The 17,428-nt window shown below is 42.1% G+C and carries 15 protein-coding genes and 1 riboswitch; of the genes, 6 read left to right on the forward strand and 9 right to left on the reverse strand.

Annotated elements, in window-relative coordinates:
• Positions 1-10: 10 nt before the first annotated feature.
• On the forward strand, positions 11-1,825 hold the full coding sequence (locus ID12_RS10145) for an IucA/IucC family protein (RefSeq protein ID WP_048002557.1): 1,815 nt from the start codon (positions 11-13) through the stop codon (positions 1,823-1,825).
• Positions 1,826-1,870: 45 nt separating this feature from the next.
• Here ID12_RS10145 and ID12_RS10150 read toward each other — a convergent pair whose 3' ends face one another.
• From ID12_RS10150 to ID12_RS10170, 5 genes are all read right to left on the reverse strand, one after another.
• Positions 1,871-2,728, reverse strand: a complete 858-nt coding sequence (locus tag ID12_RS10150; RefSeq protein ID WP_050827135.1) for a GNAT family N-acetyltransferase — start codon at positions 2,726-2,728, stop codon at positions 1,871-1,873.
• A gap of 97 nt (positions 2,729-2,825) precedes the next feature.
• Positions 2,826-3,761 (reverse strand): hypothetical protein, encoded by a 936-nt coding sequence (locus ID12_RS10155; protein WP_017360193.1) that lies wholly within the window; start codon positions 3,759-3,761, stop codon positions 2,826-2,828.
• A 119-nt stretch (positions 3,762-3,880) separates the two neighbouring features.
• A complete protein-coding gene (gene metH / locus ID12_RS10160; RefSeq protein ID WP_050827136.1) occupies positions 3,881-7,309 on the reverse strand; it encodes a methionine synthase in 3,429 nt (1,142 codons plus the stop codon).
• A complete protein-coding gene (locus ID12_RS10165) occupies positions 7,293-9,134 on the reverse strand; it encodes a bifunctional homocysteine S-methyltransferase/methylenetetrahydrofolate reductase (RefSeq protein ID WP_050827137.1) in 1,842 nt (613 codons plus the stop codon). The genes metH and ID12_RS10165 overlap by 17 nt, the downstream gene beginning before the upstream one ends.
• A 78-nt stretch (positions 9,135-9,212) precedes the next feature.
• A riboswitch (SAM riboswitch) is annotated at positions 9,213-9,331 on the reverse strand.
• Between the two features lie 81 nt (positions 9,332-9,412).
• Positions 9,413-9,904 carry a YajQ family cyclic di-GMP-binding protein gene (locus tag ID12_RS10170; protein WP_007499076.1) on the reverse strand — a complete coding sequence of 164 codons (492 nt, stop codon included), beginning with the start codon at positions 9,902-9,904 and terminating at the stop codon, positions 9,413-9,415.
• A gap of 226 nt (positions 9,905-10,130) precedes the next feature.
• Here ID12_RS10170 and ID12_RS10175 point away from each other — a divergent pair, with 226 nt between their 5' ends.
• From ID12_RS10175 to ID12_RS10185, 3 genes are all read left to right on the forward strand, one after another.
• A complete protein-coding gene (locus ID12_RS10175; RefSeq protein ID WP_050827138.1) occupies positions 10,131-10,979 on the forward strand; it encodes a CvfB family protein in 849 nt (282 codons plus the stop codon).
• A gap of 157 nt (positions 10,980-11,136) precedes the next feature.
• A complete protein-coding gene (locus ID12_RS10180) occupies positions 11,137-12,114 on the forward strand; it encodes a BMP family lipoprotein (RefSeq protein WP_050827139.1) in 978 nt (325 codons plus the stop codon).
• Positions 12,111-13,760, forward strand: a complete 1,650-nt coding sequence (locus ID12_RS10185; RefSeq protein ID WP_050827140.1) for a methyl-accepting chemotaxis protein — start codon at positions 12,111-12,113, stop codon at positions 13,758-13,760. The genes ID12_RS10180 and ID12_RS10185 overlap by 4 nt, the downstream gene beginning before the upstream one ends.
• A 41-nt stretch (positions 13,761-13,801) precedes the next feature.
• On the opposite strand, the gene ID12_RS10190 is transcribed toward ID12_RS10185, so the two are convergent.
• Positions 13,802-14,659, reverse strand: a complete 858-nt coding sequence (locus tag ID12_RS10190) for a DegV family protein (RefSeq protein ID WP_008348544.1) — start codon at positions 14,657-14,659, stop codon at positions 13,802-13,804.
• Positions 14,660-14,800: 141 nt separating this feature from the next.
• Here ID12_RS10190 and ID12_RS10195 point away from each other — a divergent pair, with 141 nt between their 5' ends.
• Together ID12_RS10195 and ID12_RS10200 are read left to right on the forward strand one after the other, a co-directional pair.
• Positions 14,801-15,643 (forward strand): YitT family protein, encoded by an 843-nt coding sequence (locus ID12_RS10195; protein WP_007499067.1) that lies wholly within the window; start codon positions 14,801-14,803, stop codon positions 15,641-15,643.
• Between the two features lie 14 nt (positions 15,644-15,657).
• Positions 15,658-16,113 carry a BsuPI-related putative proteinase inhibitor gene (locus ID12_RS10200; RefSeq protein ID WP_050827141.1) on the forward strand — a complete coding sequence of 152 codons (456 nt, stop codon included), beginning with the start codon at positions 15,658-15,660 and terminating at the stop codon, positions 16,111-16,113.
• Positions 16,114-16,153: 40 nt separating this feature from the next.
• On the opposite strand, the gene ID12_RS10205 is transcribed toward ID12_RS10200, so the two are convergent.
• The 3 genes from ID12_RS10205 to ID12_RS10215 form a co-directional block, all read right to left on the reverse strand.
• Positions 16,154-16,345, reverse strand: a complete 192-nt coding sequence (locus ID12_RS10205) for a DUF3813 domain-containing protein (protein ID WP_008348541.1) — start codon at positions 16,343-16,345, stop codon at positions 16,154-16,156.
• Positions 16,342-16,494, reverse strand: a complete 153-nt coding sequence (locus ID12_RS10210; RefSeq protein WP_008348539.1) for a hypothetical protein — start codon at positions 16,492-16,494, stop codon at positions 16,342-16,344. The genes ID12_RS10205 and ID12_RS10210 overlap by 4 nt, the downstream gene beginning before the upstream one ends.
• Before the next feature lie 88 nt (positions 16,495-16,582).
• A complete protein-coding gene (locus ID12_RS10215) occupies positions 16,583-17,395 on the reverse strand; it encodes a Cof-type HAD-IIB family hydrolase (RefSeq protein WP_008348537.1) in 813 nt (270 codons plus the stop codon).
• Between the last annotated feature and the right edge of the window lie 33 nt (positions 17,396-17,428).

Here is a 17,428-nt window from a genome sequence, read left to right on the forward strand (position 1 = left end):
GGATGAACCGATGAGTGTACAAGATGAATTGAAAAAAGCGGTCAATCCTGCTGCTTGGAAAAAAGCAAACCAACGAATGGTGGCAAAAATGCTGTCCGAATATATGTATGAGGATATGCTTCATCCCGTTCAGCTAGATCATCAGGATGGCATCGCCCAATACGAATTAATCATTCACGAACAGAAGAAATATCGTTATCTCGCAAAACCTCGTTTGTTTGATAGTTTTGATACGATTGCTGAATCGATCGAGTGCTGTCAAGACGGAACATGGACAAAGGATGTTAGTGCCATTGTGTTTTTACTAGACATTCAGCCAATCATCCCAATGTCTTCTGAAACAACTGGCCATCTGATCAAAGAGCTTCACCATACCTTGTTAGCGGATGTTCATTTACTGTCGAAAAAAGCACTTCGTGCAGATGAGTTAACGGATACAGATTACGCATGGATTGAAGGCGAGATGACGGGTCATCCTTGGATCGTCTATAACAAAGGGCGTATTGGATTCAGCTACGATGATTACTTAGCCTATGCACCTGAAAGGCAGGAATGTGTGCAGCTGTCTTGGATTGCTGTTCACCGAGAACTTGCGACATTCCATGCGGTCGATCATGAGAACTATGAGCACATCATTGCCAAAGAATTAGACGAAGTCACGATTCGTCAATTCCAACGTGTGTTAAAAGATGAAGGGCTGAATGCGGCTGATTATTATATGATGCCTGTTCATAAATGGCAGTGGACGCATATGATCATCCAGCATTTCCCCGAAGATTTAGCCATGCGCCGTATTGTGTATTTAGGAGAAGGGCTGGATCAATATATTCCACAGCAATCGATCAGAACCTTTACGAACATCTCAAATAAAGGCAAGCATCATATTAAACTGCCAATGAGTATTTTAAATACGCTAGTGTACCGGGGGCTCCCATCAGAACGTACGGTTATTGCGCCACGTATTACAGCGCATATTAAAGGAATTGCCGATCAAGACGCCTTTTTATCCGATGTATGCCGCGTGATTTTACCAGGTGAGAATGCGAGTATCAATGTTGATCATCCTTATTACAGCAAGCTACCTGGTGCGCCATATCAATACCTTGAAATGCTTGGGGTCATTTTTAGAGAAAGCATTTATACGTATTTAGATGAAGGGGAGAGCCCTGTTACGCTGGCGGCACTCACTTATGAGGATCATGAAGGCGAGCCTTATCTAAAGCAGCTCATTGAAAAATCGGGTCTGTCAGCAAAAGAATGGATGGCGTCATTCTTCCATGTTGTCATGCCGCCGCTTCTGCACTTTATGTATCAATATGGCACGGTGTTTTCACCGCACGGACAAAATACAATTCTTGTATTAAAAGATCACAAGCCGCATCGTTTGGCCATCAAAGATTTTGTTGATGATGTGAACATTAGTGATCAACCGCTGCCTGAATTGGCTTCATTAGAAGAAGATCTAAAGGAAGTGCTGCGTAGTGAGCCGCCTGAGGGTCTTGTACAATTTATTTTTACGGGCCTGTTTATTTGCAATCTTCGTTACGTGTCAAACGTGTTAGACAATCACAATCTGTTAGATGAAACGACGCTTTGGCGCTTGCTTGCAGAAGAAATTCAGCAGTATCAAAAGCAATTTCCACAGCTAAAAGATCGTTTTGCTTTATTTGATCTATTCCAGCCTCAGCTGACAAAGCTTTGCTTAAACCGTAATCGCATGATTGATTATGGCTATGGAGATGGAGATGACCGGCCGCATGCATCAGAGCATGGCAAGGTCACAAATGCACTCGCTCAAGTTCTCTCATCCGTAGGCGAAAAATAAAAAAGAAAAGCTGTAGACAACATCTGTCTACAGCTTTTTGATTTTTTATGAAAATGCTTGTGAGGCCAGAAAATAGAGAAGCGCAGGATCGTTCTGCTTTTCGTTCCCGCGAATCATCATAAAATGTGCGACGTTTGTTTTCGTAAATCCTGCTTCTACAAGTGATGCATGCAGGCGTTCAGCTGTTTCTTCCTGCATATCTAAACGAAAGGCGCCAGAATAAGACGTGAGAAGTGATTGAATGAGTGATAGCGCCGTTTGTTCATCGTTTGCTGCAAGCGGGCCAATCATTAGATTAGCTGGTGTTTCCACACCAAACGCGAAGCCGGTGATTTCGTGGTGTTCATCCTTTGCGATCAGTTTAAATGTTGCTCGCTCCATTCGTTTTATTAAGAAGTTTGATCGATTGGTCCCTGCGCCTTTTTCATCCAGTCTTTCAATAGACGGGAGGTGCGTTTCATCAGCGGGAAAAAGATGAATCTGATGTGACACGTGAAGCGCACTAGGATTTGTTTTTTGTGCTTTGTATGTATGAATATAACCGGCTGTCTGAAAGCCGATTTTTTCATAAACTGGCTGTCCTTGTACAGTAGCCGTTAAAACGACAGGGACACTTGGATCACTATGACGAAGCAGTGTGTCAATCATTTGACGGGCAAGACCGAGGCCTCGATGTGTCTCAGATACAATGACCGCTCCAATTGATGCCATTCTGTCATATTGAAAAAGTCCTGCGCATGAAATGACTTGTCCGTCAGTTGTTGTAAAACCGGTAAAATGTCCATTTGTTAAAAGAGATGTGAGCTCTTCCGCATTGTAATCAGGCCAGTCGACCTCTTTTGACAATGCGACAAGATCTGGTATGTCATCAAGTGTTAAAGATCGTTGAATAACGTTTGGCAATACACGCAACTCCTTCTTCGATGATTTCTCTACATGTATCGTACCATAAGAACGCATAAGAAAAAGGAAAAGGGAGCACCTTTTCCTTTTGTATAGTTTAATAATTGAGGTCACGATTGTATTCATATTCAAAGGTGAGCTGTAAGTTCTTAATTGAGACAACGCCTACTTTGATTAACCGTCCACCGATCAATTGAGGAACCTCGGTTGCATTAAAAGAAACAAAAAAGCGGTCTTTTGCCGGCACTTGACTTGTTTTATAAGAAGAGATGTCAACTTTTTGACCGTTCCAAGGTACGTTCACTGTTCCGCCTTTTAAGGAAGAGACCGTGAATACATAATTATATGCATTTGTACTACCTTTTTCAGCTTCTAATGACAGGCCAGTGACAACGGCATCCTGCGGCAAGCTGCTTAAATCAAAAGAAGAATTGGGAGATCCGGCTTCATTGAAACTATTCAATGTGGCAGGTGATCCATATCGTTTCGTTGTGCCTTTTTCAATACTTTTATCAAAGACAATACGATACATGTTGTCCTCTTCATTTAATAATTGCTTTGGTTTAACGGCTAAGTAGTAGTCAGTGCTTGCGGCAATTTTCGGCATATGGATGATTTCATTTTGGTTGTTTGTCCGCACAGAGGAAGACACGAGTGACCCGCTCTGATTGTAAAGATAAAGATCGAAATCATTTCCAGCTTTCACATTGACGAGTTTGATAGAAAAGCGGCCATCTGCTCCATCAAATTTAGAGCTGGTGAACCGATAAAAATCAATGTCATTCATAGAAGAGATACTGCCTTCGTGATATAAATAGGTCTTGTTTAGATGAAGAGAGTGCTGTAAGAATTGAGCTTTGTCCATCGTATCATTGTTTGCATAATCACTGTCTGGATACAGATGCTCCAATTCTTCTGTATAATATGTTGTTTGTTTCGTAGAAGTTTCACTCGCTTGTGCAGGTGATTGGAAAAGAGGGCTAGCGATAAAGAGGCCTGTAAGCAATAAAACCCCGATCTTCTTTTTGAACATGACAAACATCTCCTTTTAAGTAAATGACTTTCATTTGTAATATCGGTAAATAAACGTAATTTTTCATATTTATGTCATTTTTAATGATAAAAAGAACCTCCTGGAATGGAGGTTCTTTGTTAATGAACGTTAAAATATCGAGCTTCAGGATGAGAAACGACAATGGCTGAAACGGATGCTTCAGGCTCCATCATAAACCCTTCTGTGAGATGAATCCCGATTTTTTCTGGCTGCAGCAGGTGGAATAGTTTTTCTTGGTCTTCTAGATTAGGGCACGCTGGATAGCCAAAGGAATAGCGCTGACCTTGATATTTGGCTTGGAATCGTTTCTCCATCGTGAAATCGACTGGGTCTGGGAATCCCCATTTATCACGAATTACTTGGTGCGTTCGTTCAGCCAATCCTTCTGCAAGCTCAAGTGCTAAAGCTTGGACAGCATGCATTTTTAAATAGTCGCCCTCTTGTTTAAATTGCTGCGCAACTTCTCGTATGCGGGCACCAGCCGTCACTGCAAATAAGGCAATATAATCTTTCTCGTTCTCTCCGCTTTTCCGCACATAATCAGAAATAGACCGGTACGGAAGTTTTTCCTGTCTTGGAAATTGGAATGTCTCAATGACGCGGTCAGGCGCTTCTGGATCATAGATATGCAGATCATTCCCATTTGAACTGGCAGGGAAGAATTGATAGACAAATGCAGGTGCAAACCAGTTTTTCTCTCTGCCTTCTTGAAGAAGATCTGTGATCAGCTGTTTTAACTCCAATGCTTTTGGATGCTGTTCAGCCAAGAGCTTTTTGACCTTTCCTTTTAAACCGAGGTGATGGCCGATCAGCATTTGCTCATTGACATAGGGCATTATGTGGTGCAAATCAATATTCCGTACATAATGGCGTTTCGTATTTTCTGGCGTGAAAATGGCTGCCTCCGGAAGCGTAGCGCGTTTTTCTAGTAATTCAATCACAGCTTTTGGCTGCGTTGTTTCTTTTTCCTTATGGAGTGCTTCTTGGTCCTCTAAGGGTTTTGTTTGAAATTGAAGAGGATTCGCTCTTAATTCATTCGCTAAAGACAGGCCGTCCATTGCATCTTTGGCGTAAAGGACGGGACCATCATATTGAGGCGAAATTTTCATCTTCGTAAACTTCCGTGAAAGCGCCGCGCCGCCCACCAAAATGGGAACAGAGATGTTTGCTTTTTGTAAATCTTGAGCGGTCAAGACCATTTGCTGTGCTGATTTGACAAGTAAACCTGATAATCCAATCATATCTGGCTTTTCTTTTTGCACCGCTTCAATCAATGTTTGTGGGGTTACTTTGATTCCGAGATCGACGACGTGAAAGCCATTATTGCTCAAAATGATGTCGACCAGGTTTTTCCCTATATCATGGACATCGCCTTTGACGGTGGCGAGGAGAATCTTCCCTTTGCCGCTTGCGTCCTTTTTCTCCATAAATTGCTCAAGGTATGAAACAGATGCTTTCATGACCTCAGCGGATTGGAGGACTTCAGCTACAATCAATTCGTTTTGATTAAAAAGGCGCCCAACCTCTGACATTCCCTGCATTAATGGTCCATTGATGACATGAAGAGGTGATTCAAATTTCTCCAAAGCAAGGGCCAAATCATCAATCAGGCCTTCTTTCGTCCCTTCGACGACATAGAGTGCCAGCCTTTCATCAAGTGATAAGGAGATCTTTGGTTTCTTCTCTGTTTTCTTTTTCCCGCGATAAAATTGGGTGAACTCAGCAAGGGTTTGATCATTTGTTTCATAAAGTAAAGTTTCAGCCAGCTTGATTTCTTCCTTTGGAATTGAAGCGAAGCGTTCAAGCTTTTCAGTATTCACGATCGCATAATCAAGCCCTGCTTTGACGCAGTGATACAAATAAACGGCATTCAATATTTCTCTACCAACTGGCGGGAGTCCGAAAGACACGTTACTAATGCCTAAAATGGTGAGACATTCAGGCAGTGCTGCTTTGATTCGCTCAATGCCTTTAATCGTCTCTTCAGCAGCACCAATATACTGTTCGTCTCCAGTACCTACTGGAAAGACAAGCGGGTCAAAAATGATATCACTCGCAGGGATTCCATATTTTTTCGTGAGCAGGTCATGGGATCTTACGGCAATCTCAAGTTTTCGATCTGCTGTGACGGCCATCCCTGTTTCATCGATTGTTCCAACAACAAGTGCGCCGCCATATAGCTTGACAAGCGGAAGAATCTCTTCAAAGCGCTCTTCTCCATCCTCTAAATTAATAGAATTGATAATGGCTTTTCCTTGAGAATACATGAGTGCTTTTTCGATGACATGTTTATCGGTTGAATCAATGACAAAAGGAGCTTTCACTTTTTTCATGGCTTCTTTTAAAAAGCCTTCCATGTCTGCTATCTCATCACGATCAGGGTCTGCTAGACACACATCAATGACGTGAGCGCCATTTTTCACTTGAGCACGGGCAATTTCTGCCGCCTCTTCAAACTTTTGTTCTGCGATGAGCCGTTTGAATTTGCGTGAACCAATGACATTTGTGCGCTCACCAACAAAGAGGGGGCGCATCGCTTCTTCATAAATGAGGGGCTCGATGCCTGATACGGTATGCGGTGATGACTCATGCGTCATGCTGCGGGGCTGAAGCGAACGTACTTCATCTGACAATGCCTGAATATGTGCAGGCGTTGTACCGCAGCAGCCGCCGACGATATTTAACCAGCCTTCTTTTGCAAAAGCGGCAATTTTTTTAGCAAGCGAAGCAGGGGATTCGTGATATTGCCCTTCTTCATCAGGGAGACCAGCGTTTGGATAGCAGCTGACAGCCGACTTTGAGATGGAGGAGAGTGTACGGATATGGTCTGTCATAAATTCTGGACCAGTTGCACAGTTTAGTCCGACGCTGATTGGTTTCATATGCTCAAGTGAAATATAAAAGGCTTCAATATCTTGACCAGCAAGGGTGGTGCCCATTGGTTCAATCGTCCCTGACACCATCAGTGGCAGCTCAATACCGGTCGCGTGAAAGGCTTCTTGAATGCCTTTAAAACCAGCTTTGACATTCAGCATGTCTTGACTCGTTTCTAAAAGAAGAGCATCACATTTCCCATCAATCAGGGCGCGGGCTTGTTCTTCATAATTTGCAACGAGCTCTTCAAACGTTGTGCCGCCTGTCACGGATAATGTTTTTGTAGTGGGCCCCATTGCGCCTACTACAAAGCGGGGCCAGTCTGGCGTCGACAAACGGTCTGCTTCACGCTTTGCCAGCTGAGCTGCTTTTACGTTCAATTCATAGGCGAGATGGCCAAGTCCATATTCATCGAGAACGAGCTTCGTCGCACCGAATGTATTTGTTTCAATGAGGTCAGCACTTGCCTCTAGGTATTGCCGGTGAATCGTGGAGATAATGTGAGGGGCTGTGACGTTTAAATATTCGTTACAGCCCTCATACTCTTCTCCGCCGAAATCCTCTGCTGTGAGATCGGCGTTTTGAATCATTGTGCCCATTGCACCGTCAAGGACGAGGATGCGTTTTTTGAGCTGTTCAGTGATAGTTGGCATGGATGTTTGGCTCCTTTTCTTTCTGATGGATGTAAGTTGTCAGTTCTGCTGTTAAATCTGATCGAAGGAAAGGGGTAATTAAATAGATACCATTAAACAATTCGCAAGCTGTATCTAATAAAGAGCGGGCAATCGCTAACCCTTCTGTCCGCTGCTTTTCTTTATTTTCGCCTGCCTTGGCCATAATCTCACGAATCGAGTCAGACAATTTAATGCCGGGAATTTCATGATGAATAAACTCTGCGTTTCGGCTGCTTGTTAGCGGCATAATACCGATGTAAATCGGTTTATCTAAATGTCGGCTTTCTTCATGAATCTTCACAAGCTGTTCCTCAGAGTATACAGGTTGTGAAATAAAATAATCGGCACCGTATTCGATTTTCTTCTCGAGGCGTTTGACCGCTTTATCAATATGACGGACATTTGGATTAAACGCACCAGCCACAGAAAAATTAGTCTTTTTCCCGAGCGGCTTCCCGGAGAAAGATAGTCCCTCGTTAAATTGTTTGATCAGACGGATCAAATCAAAGGAGGTTAAATCATACACAGATGTCGCACCTGGGAAGTCTCCAATTTTAGACGGATCGCCTGTGATGGCTAAAATATCGGTTAGTCCAAGCGTGTCTAGCCCCATTAAATGAGATTGGAGTCCAATCAAATTGCGATCACGACATGTGATATGGACAAGTGAACGCATATCAAGCTGCTGTTTTAATAAAGCGCCGCATGCCACATTGCTAATACGCGGGGTAGCTAGAGAGTTATCGGCCAGTGTGAGGGCATCAATGCCTGCACTTTTTAATTCGTTCGCTGCGACGAGGAATTTTTCAAAGTTCAGCTTCTTCGGCGGGTCCAGCTCGACGATAATCGAACGTTTTTTCACAGCCAGCTCGTCAAGACCTGGTTCTGTCCGTTGATCTTGGATGGAAATGATTTCTTCTTTTAATACTTTCACTTCTTTTTCGGTGATAGGTGCTAAATCTTTGACCGCCTCAGCCATGGCGCTTATATGCTGAGGGGTTGTTCCGCAGCAGCCTCCAATGATTCGTGCGCCCTGATTTCTAAACTCAAGTGCACTTTTTCGGAAATAATCATTATCTGTATCATAGACGAGTCTGCCTTCTTCAAGGGAGGGGAGACTGCTGTTTGGATAGACAGATAAATGCGAATTTTGCAAAAGTGGAACGCCTTCAAGTGCCTGAATCATATGATAAGGGCCTAATCGGCAGTTAATGCCGACGACATCAGCGCCAAGTGAGGATAATTCAGATAAGCCGTCTTTTAGCGGTGTACCGTCCTGCAATACACCTTGCTCATGCATGGAGACGTTCATGACAATCGGAAGCGCTGTTTCTTTGCGAGCAATCTCAAGAACGGCTTTTGCTTCTTCAATATCGTAATATGTTTCAAGCAGTAACCCATCAGGCTCTTCATTTAAAAGGATATAGAGCTGTTCTCTAAAGCTCCGTTTAATCTCGTCTAAAGAGTAGGCATTTTTGTTAAATGTTCGAATGCCACCGATCGTTCCAAGGACATAAGCTGAGCCAGCGGCTGCTTTGGCAATTTGTACAGCTTTTGTGTTAATGCGTTTTGTTTCTTCTTCTAAACCGTAGCGGGATAGTTTAATATAATTCGCACCGTATGTGTTCGTTTGAATAATGTCCGCTCCAGCTTGCACATATGCCTCGTGCACTCTTTTGACTTCATCTTCTTTTGATAAATTTAATTCTTCAAAGCAACGGTCAATGCCATAAGAGTATAAAAGTGTTCCCATTGCTCCATCAGCAATCAGTACGCGATTTTGTAAGTCTTGTAATAGGCCCATTGGTTTCCTCCTTATTTCTATGTAACAAAAAAAGCCTTCTGATAAGAAGAAGACTTTTTGGCTGTATTGAAATTCTTCTTCTTATCTTCCAAGCAGTTGCTTGCTGGATTTAGCACCTTGGTCATAGAAAATAGATTTCTACTACACCGGTTGCTGAGGCTTCACAGGGCCAGTCCCTCTGCCTCTCTTGATAAGAAAGCGATATGAACATGTCAATGAATTGAACTTCCATCAACTGTATCGAAAAAATCGGAAATAATCAATGGAAAATTTGAAATTTATCGAAAATTTATAAATTGGACGTCAATCGGTAAATCTGCCTTGCGCATAAGCGCAATCACTTCTTGTAAATCATCTTTATTTTTTCCTGTCACACGCACTTGGTCATCTTGAAATTGCGACTTTACTTTTATACCAGATTGTTTGATCAAGGCATTGATCTTTTTGGCATTGTCCTTATCAATCCCGCTAATCAGCTTTGCACGCTGGCGAACGGTTCCACCTAGGGCATGTTCTGTTTTTCCGTAGTCAATGTTTTTAGTCGGTACGTTTCGTTTAATCAGTTTTGTCACAAGGACATCCTTTAGCTGCTCCAGCTTGAAGTCATCATCAGAAATGAGAACGAGTTCTTCTTTTTCTAGTGAAATATCACTTTTACTTCCTTTAAAATCATAACGGTTTTTAATTTCTTTCAGTGCTGCTTGAATGGCGTTTTGCACCTCTGGCAGCTCCACCTTCGATACAATATCAAATGAACTTTCTTTTGCCATCACATATGACCTCCAACTATAGATATTGCGTCTATTTTATCATGCCCATAGGGGAAGAAGAAACTTTATCGAAGAGAGTTCAGATGTATGCGGTATAATTCAAGTACAGTTTGTCCACTTTAGCTAACAGAACTAGAGATGTTCATGATGACAGAAGTATAGTAGAATAAAGTGAATCAAAAGATGAACGAACGCTCTTTTAAGGGCAGATAGGAAGGAAGAGAACATGAGACCAGGTGAGCAACTGACCTTGCAAATAGATAACGAGATGGAATACGGCTACTTTTTAACAGATGGCGAAGATTCTGTTCTCCTACATCGCAGTGAGATGACAGAGGATATTGGAGATCGTGATGAAGTAGAGGTCTACTTATATGTAGATCATGAGGAAAGACTGGCAGCGACGATGAAAATTCCTAAAATCAATGCACATACATACGACTGGGTAGAAGTCGTAGACGTTGTAGAAGATATGGGTGCTTTTGTCGATATAGGTTTGTCAAAGGATGCACTTGTTGCAACTGAACACCTCCCGCCTTTTGAGGAAGCGTGGCCGAAAAAAGGCGACAAACTATACTGTATGCTCAAAGTGACAAGTTACGGGAGAATGTTCGCAAAACCAGCCACTGAAGATGTGATCAGTGAATTGTTTACTGAGGCGCCAGAAACGTTAATGAACAAAGAAATCACGGGGACAATCTATCGCTTAATTGCGACAGGTTCTTTTATGCTGACAGATACAGGCGTGCGTGGATTTATCCACCGCACGGAACGAAAGGAAGAGCCTAGATTGGGATCGACCGTGACAGGACGCGTCATTGCAGTGAAAGAGGACGGAACTGTAAACGTTTCTCTGCTTCCGAGAAAGCAGGATGCATTATCTGTCGATGCAGAAGAAATCTTAACTTACATGAGAACGAGAAACGGTGCAATGCCTTTCGGCGATAAAAGCGATCCAGAAGATATCCGGGAAAGATTTCAAATGAGCAAAGCAGCCTTCAAACGAGCATTAGGTCATCTGATGAAAAATGATCTTGTTTACCAAAAAGAAGGATGGACATACGAGAAAAAGTGAGCATTTGCTCACTTTTTTTATTTTTGTCATAAATAATGGTTTTTTTCAGTGAAAAAAGTCATGAAAAAAGCTGAAAATCCTTCACTTTATCATTGAAACAATGACTCTCAAATCCGATAAATAAGGGGTAAGGATGATAAAAGGAGTGTGTTTTTGGATGAAAGTGAAGATTTCATTACTTCTGATGGCAGCTATGATCATGGTACTCGCCTCATGCAGCAATCAGCAGGGGGGACCACCGGTATCAAATACGAAGCATATTGGTGTCATGCTGACGGATGATGGTCTTGGTGATCAATCATTTAACGATTCATCATTTAAAGGATTAGAAAAAGCACGTGATGAGCTTGGCATTGAATTCGATTATAGAGAAATTGCAGAAACCGATACATATGAAAAAGGGCTGACCGAGCTTGTGAAAGATGGAAATGACCTGATCATCGGTGTAGGTTTCAGTATGCAAGAAGACTTAGAAAAGGTAGCGAAAAAATATCCGAAAAAGCAATTTTTACTCATTGATGCTGTGTCTGAACTGAAAAATGTCACATCAGTGACTTTTAAAGAAGAGCAGGGCAGCTATTTAGCGGGAGCACTTGCTGCCATGACAACAAAAAGCGATGTCATTGGTTTTGTGGGCGGAGTCGATGCAGAGGTGATCCATCGATTTGAACAAGGCTATCAAAAAGGCGCAAAATCAGTGAATCCGAAAATTAAGGTCGTATCCACGTATGCTGGCACATTTAGTGATGCAGGTAAAGGCAGTAACATAGCGAAAGACATGATCAAAAAGAAAGCAGATGTTTTATATGCCGCAGCCGGTTATACGGGTGTTGGTGTATTAAAAGAAGCGCAAGCGCAAGGCAAATATGCAATCGGCGTGGACAGCGATCAGTATTATACAGCTGAAAAAGCCGTTATTTCGTCTATGGTCAAAAAAGTAGATGAAGTCGTCTATCAATTCAGCGAACAGCTCGTCAAAAGCAGCAAAATCAAAAGTGGACATATCGTTTATGACTTAAGTAATGACGGAATCGATATGGCAAGAATCCGGGTGCTCAAAGATGCTGAGAAATTGACCAAAAAATTAAATGGACTGAAGCAAACACTTCTGAAAGAAGAGGGGGCAGCATCATGAGCTTACGCATCAAAATTTTGCTCAACTCACTCATTTCACTTCTTTTAGCGGTTGGCGTAATTGCCTTTATTATTGTGAGCATGACAAAGATTCAGTCATCAAGCGAAACAGAAGTTCAAACCTTACTGAACGTACAAAAAACGAAGGCCAGCTTTGAAAGTGTCGAACAAGCCATGACCAATTATTCCATGACCCTTTCAGATGAACAGCTAGAGGTCGTTCAAACCGATATATCAACAGCGAAAAAAAAGCTGCAAACGTTAAACAAAAACGCAGGAAATATGAACAAAGAAGCCCTAACACGGTTAAATTCAAAGTTTGACACATGGACGCAAGAAGCAAACAATGCCATTGGTGAAAAAAATGCCTCTGATGCCAGACGAGTGGCTGCCAGAATTGACGGTGTTTTAAACGACGTGCATACGATGAATAAAAGAGCACAAGAAGCGTATGAATACCATTTAGAGGAGGCGGCAGACAATGTGCAAAGGATCATCACAAGCGCATCTGTCGCAGCCCTCACATTGATTGTCATCGCCGTCTTTTTAAATATTGGTTTAACGAGATCCATTGTGACACCAATCAAATCCCTTTCTTACCGGGCAAAACAGATTGCCGAAGGAAACCTCGCTGTGGAGCGGATGGACATCAAGCGGAAAGATGAAATCGGTGGCTTAAATGAGTCGTTCAATCAAATGACGGATCAGCTGATTAGCTTGATTCAAGAAATCAGCCATGTATCAAGCCAAGTAGAATCATTCTCGGTTCAGTTAGATGATGAAAACAAAAAGCTTATGGAATCGGCCAATCAAGTGTCTGTATCGACAGACGAAATGGCGAATGGTTCACAAGCGATTTCAGAAGACCTTCAGCATGGCGTTAGTTTGATTGAAAAAATGGATTCACATGGCCGTAAGAATTCCGAAAGATCACATACAGTCATCCGTAGTACAGAGGATGCCATTGAAGCGGTGGAAAGCGGAAAGCACACGTTAACAGAAACAAAAGCAGCCATTGAAAAAAATACACGTGCGACGAGACAAATTGAAGAGTCTGCAGGAGAATTCACTCAGTACGCAAGCGGAATCTCCGCAATGGCCAAAACGGTTTCTGATATTGCGGACCAGACAAACCTCCTCTCGCTCAATGCGGCGATTGAAGCGGCAAGAGCAGGAGAAGCTGGCAAAGGGTTTGCCGTCGTAGCGGACGAAATTCGTAAGCTGGCAGATGAATCGTCTCGTGCAACAAGACAAATTTTTGACATGGTGAGTCATATTGAAAAAGGCATTCAATCCATTAGCCAAACTGTACAAGAAGGGGTCAAGCTATCACTTCAGCAGCAAGATGCAATGGACAAAACCTCACACTCCTTTGAAGATATAGAAACAAAAGCACAACATATTAAGCAAGAAATGGCGGTCTTAAATGACCAAATTATTCAATCAACAGAGCTTGGCGGACAAGTGCTGCACTCGATTGAAAATATTAGTGCCGTTGTAGAAGAAACGGCAGCGGGCAGCGAAGAAATTTCTGCCTCGGCAAACGAACAACTGCAATCTTTCCATCAAATGAACAAACAAGTAGAAGAACTGATGAGTATGACGGCAAGGTTAAACGAAACCGTTCACCGATTTAAGCTATCATAAGAAAAGCACCCTTCCCGTGATGATTCAGGGAAGGGTGCTTTTTATGATGGGCTGCCTGTAAAGAAAATGGCAAGTGTGCTAGGGCCTGAGTGGGACCCGACAGCTGCGCCGATGACCTGGATGTCGATTTCTTTTGGATGAAATTCGGCTTCGATTAATTGTCTCATTTCTTCTGCAAGTGCAGGGTCATCTCCATGACTAATGCCAACAGTTTGGCTGGACCAGTCAGATCCGCGTTCTTTCATCAGCTCGATTATGCGTTTCAATAATTTTTTACGGCCACGAATTTTTTCAAGGGGTATCAGTTTTCCATCCTCAACGTGTAAAATGGGTTTAATACTTAACAATCCGCCAACAAATGCGGACGCTTTACTGATTCTTCCGCCTCTTGCTAAATACGATAAATCGTCTACAGTAAAAATATGTTGTAAAGATTCACAAAAATGCTTTACAGACGTTTCAATTTCTTGTATTGTATTTCCGTCAATGGCAAGTGATTGAGCGTGTTTGACAGCTAGTCCATAACCAAGTGAAGCACATTTAGAATCAATGATTCGTAAATCGAAATCAGGGTATTCTTCCTTCACTTCGTTTGCCATCATCACAGCGGTTTGGTATGTACCTGAAAGCTCTGATGAAAAGGCAACATAAATAGCCGATGTATGGGTTTGTGCTGCAGAAACAAAGGCTTCCTTTATCCGGTTCGGTGAAGCTTGTGATGTTTTTGGACTTGCACCTTGTCTCATCGCATCAAATACTTGTTTTGGTTCAATGGTAATCAAATCCTCAAATTCCTGCTCGCCGAGTAACACACGCAGCGGAATGAGTGTCATGTTTTGTTCATCATAATAAGAAAGAGGCAGATCAGCAGCACTGTCTGCTATGATATGAACGGTCATCAAAATCCCTTCTTTCTAAAAAAATCAACCATATTTTACATCTTTTTAGCCTAACTATATCATAGAAAATCATCTTTTCGTGTTCAAATTCTAAATTTTAGGGAAAACCATAGAGAGAATGGTAAGTGGAGGAATGACAACATGTTCATTGGAGAAGCAAAAAAATTCATCGTCGTCGTCATTGGTGCCTTACTCAATGCGATTGGACTGAATTTATTTTTAATCCCTGCTGACGTATATGCAAGTGGTTTTACAGGGGTTGCCCAGCTGTTATCTAGTTTAATCGATCAATATGCACCGTTTTATTTATCAACAGGGATCCTATTATTTATTTTAAACATTCCGGTCGGCATTTTAGGCTGGATGAAGGTTGGTCGTTCCTTTACTTTGTATAGCATTATTAGTGTGGCACTGACAACGATTTTCCTCGGCATTTTACCAGAGACAAGTGTTTCTGAAGATATTTTATTAAATGCTGTATTTGGCGGAGTCATTTCTGCACTTGGCATTGGGATTACACTGAAATATGGGGCATCTACAGGCGGCCTTGACATTATTGCGATGATTTTAGCGAAATGGAAAGACAAACCAGTTGGCACGTATTTCTTCATTTTAAACGGAATTATCATTTTTACAGCAGGATTGTTACAAGGTTGGGAGAAAGCTTTATATACCCTTGTCACATTATATGTGACGACTAGGGTAATTGATGCCATCCATACGAGACATGAAAAGCTGACCGCCATGATTGTGACAAAGAAAGCAGATGAAATCAAAGAAGCCATTTATGGAAAAATGGTCAGAGGGATTACGACTGTTCCGGCCAAAGGGGCATTTACCAATGAACAAAAAGAAATGATGGTCATTGTCATTACAAGGTATGAGCTGTATGAACTTGAACAAATTATAAAGGAAGTCGATCCAAAAGCCTTTACAAATATTGTTCAAACAACCAATATTCTTGGATTTTTCAGACGAGATTAGAAGGTGGGTAGAAGATGAAAAAAGGGTTAGTGCTTTTTCTCGTTCTATTGGTTTTAACAGCTTGTGGACAACAAAAAAAGGATGAACCAGACAAGGAGGTATCCGGTCAAATGGGAGAAAAAACCGTTGTACTCACAGTAGACCCCGTCCAAAAAGGTTCTTCGGTTCAATTTCATATGTCACTCAAAAATGAATCAGATCGAGATATTGAATTCACGTGTAACACAAGCCAAAAATTCGAATTGAGTGTGTACGATGAAGACGGAAATGAAAAATACCGTTACTCGAAAGACCGTATGTTCACACAAGCCATCCAATCCTTTGTGCTGAAAGCAGATGAAACATATGACTTCCAAGACACGTGGTCAAACGGTGTGGAGCCGGGAACGTATGAAGCGGTCGTCACATTTAAAGGAAAAGCAGAAGGGCTAAAGCAAATCACTGAGAAGAAAACGTTCCAAGTGAAATAAGCATAAGAAAAGCTGTCCACAAAGCGGACAGCTTTTTTCGTTAAAGATCATCAAGCAGGTCTTGGAACGTATGCAGCTGGTTTCTTTCTGCATCTGTCGAATTAGCAAATGCAGACGATACGGCGTTTTTAGCTCGCTGAACTGCTTGTTGACGCTCTAAACCAGATGGAAATGAAGAAGTAAGGGCTTCCTCAGTAAATGATTTGGCTTGATCAAAAAGTTCGTTTCTCACAATGAACCTCCAGAAGCATCAGTCTTCATATTTCCCCTGTCCTCCGCAGCTTCTTCAAGTGTGGAACGATACGGAAAACGTGCGTCATGCAGACTGACTGAATCTTTACCTTGTTGTATAAAGCGTTTCGATTTGCTTCTTTTACCCATTCGGAATCCGCCCCTTTACACAAGCTGACAGGACAACCTGTCTAACGGTAGTATGCCCGCTTCGACCTGCTATGTATGAATGGAAAAATTAAAGCGAGAAGTAATTCGTTAGGAATTTTGCAATCCCATCTTGTTCATTCGTATCTGTCACTTCATTAGAGACGCGTTTCACTGCATCAATCCCGTTGCCCATGGCAACCCCGCATCCAGCAAATTCAAGCATCTCTAAATCATTGTCTTCATCTCCGAATGCCACAATCCGCTCCTGAGGCACACCGTAATAATCACTGATCTTTTGCAGTCCAACGGCTTTGTTCATACCTGTTTTAATAATTTCAATGACGTGCCACGGAGCAGCCCAGCGTCTGTGGTCAATCACTTCTGCATGAACATCTGTCAAATAGCTCCGGATCGCTCCGACGTCTTCTTCTTTTGCGTGAATTAAGACGCTTGTGACATTCTCTCCAAGATTGTTCCGAAGGTCTCCAACGGTCACTTTATTTGCATTCATATTAAATATATCAATGAGCTTTTCATCATGATAATGGAAATACAAATCGTCTAGCACTTCAGCTAACACATTGTGTACTTTATATTCCTCACTAATATCCACAAGCTGTTTCACGACTTGAAGATCAAGTGATGTGTGAAATCTGCCCCATTTTTCATCAAGAGGATGATGGACAAACGCTCCATTAAAGTTCACAATCGGTGAATCGAGCTGCAATTGCTGATAATAAGGAGAGCTGGAACGAAATGGCCGGCCAGTTGAAATACAGACATGATGCCCGCTGTCTTTCACTTTTTGAATGACATCAAGTGTGTGTGCAGAAATCGTTTTATCGTCTTTTAATAACGTGCCATCCAGGTCAAGTGCGATTAGATAAGGTTTAGTCTCCATAAAATCTCCTTTGATCTGTAAGTAATAGGAGGC

Origin of the sequence: Bacillus altitudinis (assembly GCF_001191605.1) — a bacterium.
Lineage (GTDB): Bacteria > Bacillota > Bacilli > Bacillales > Bacillaceae > Bacillus > Bacillus altitudinis.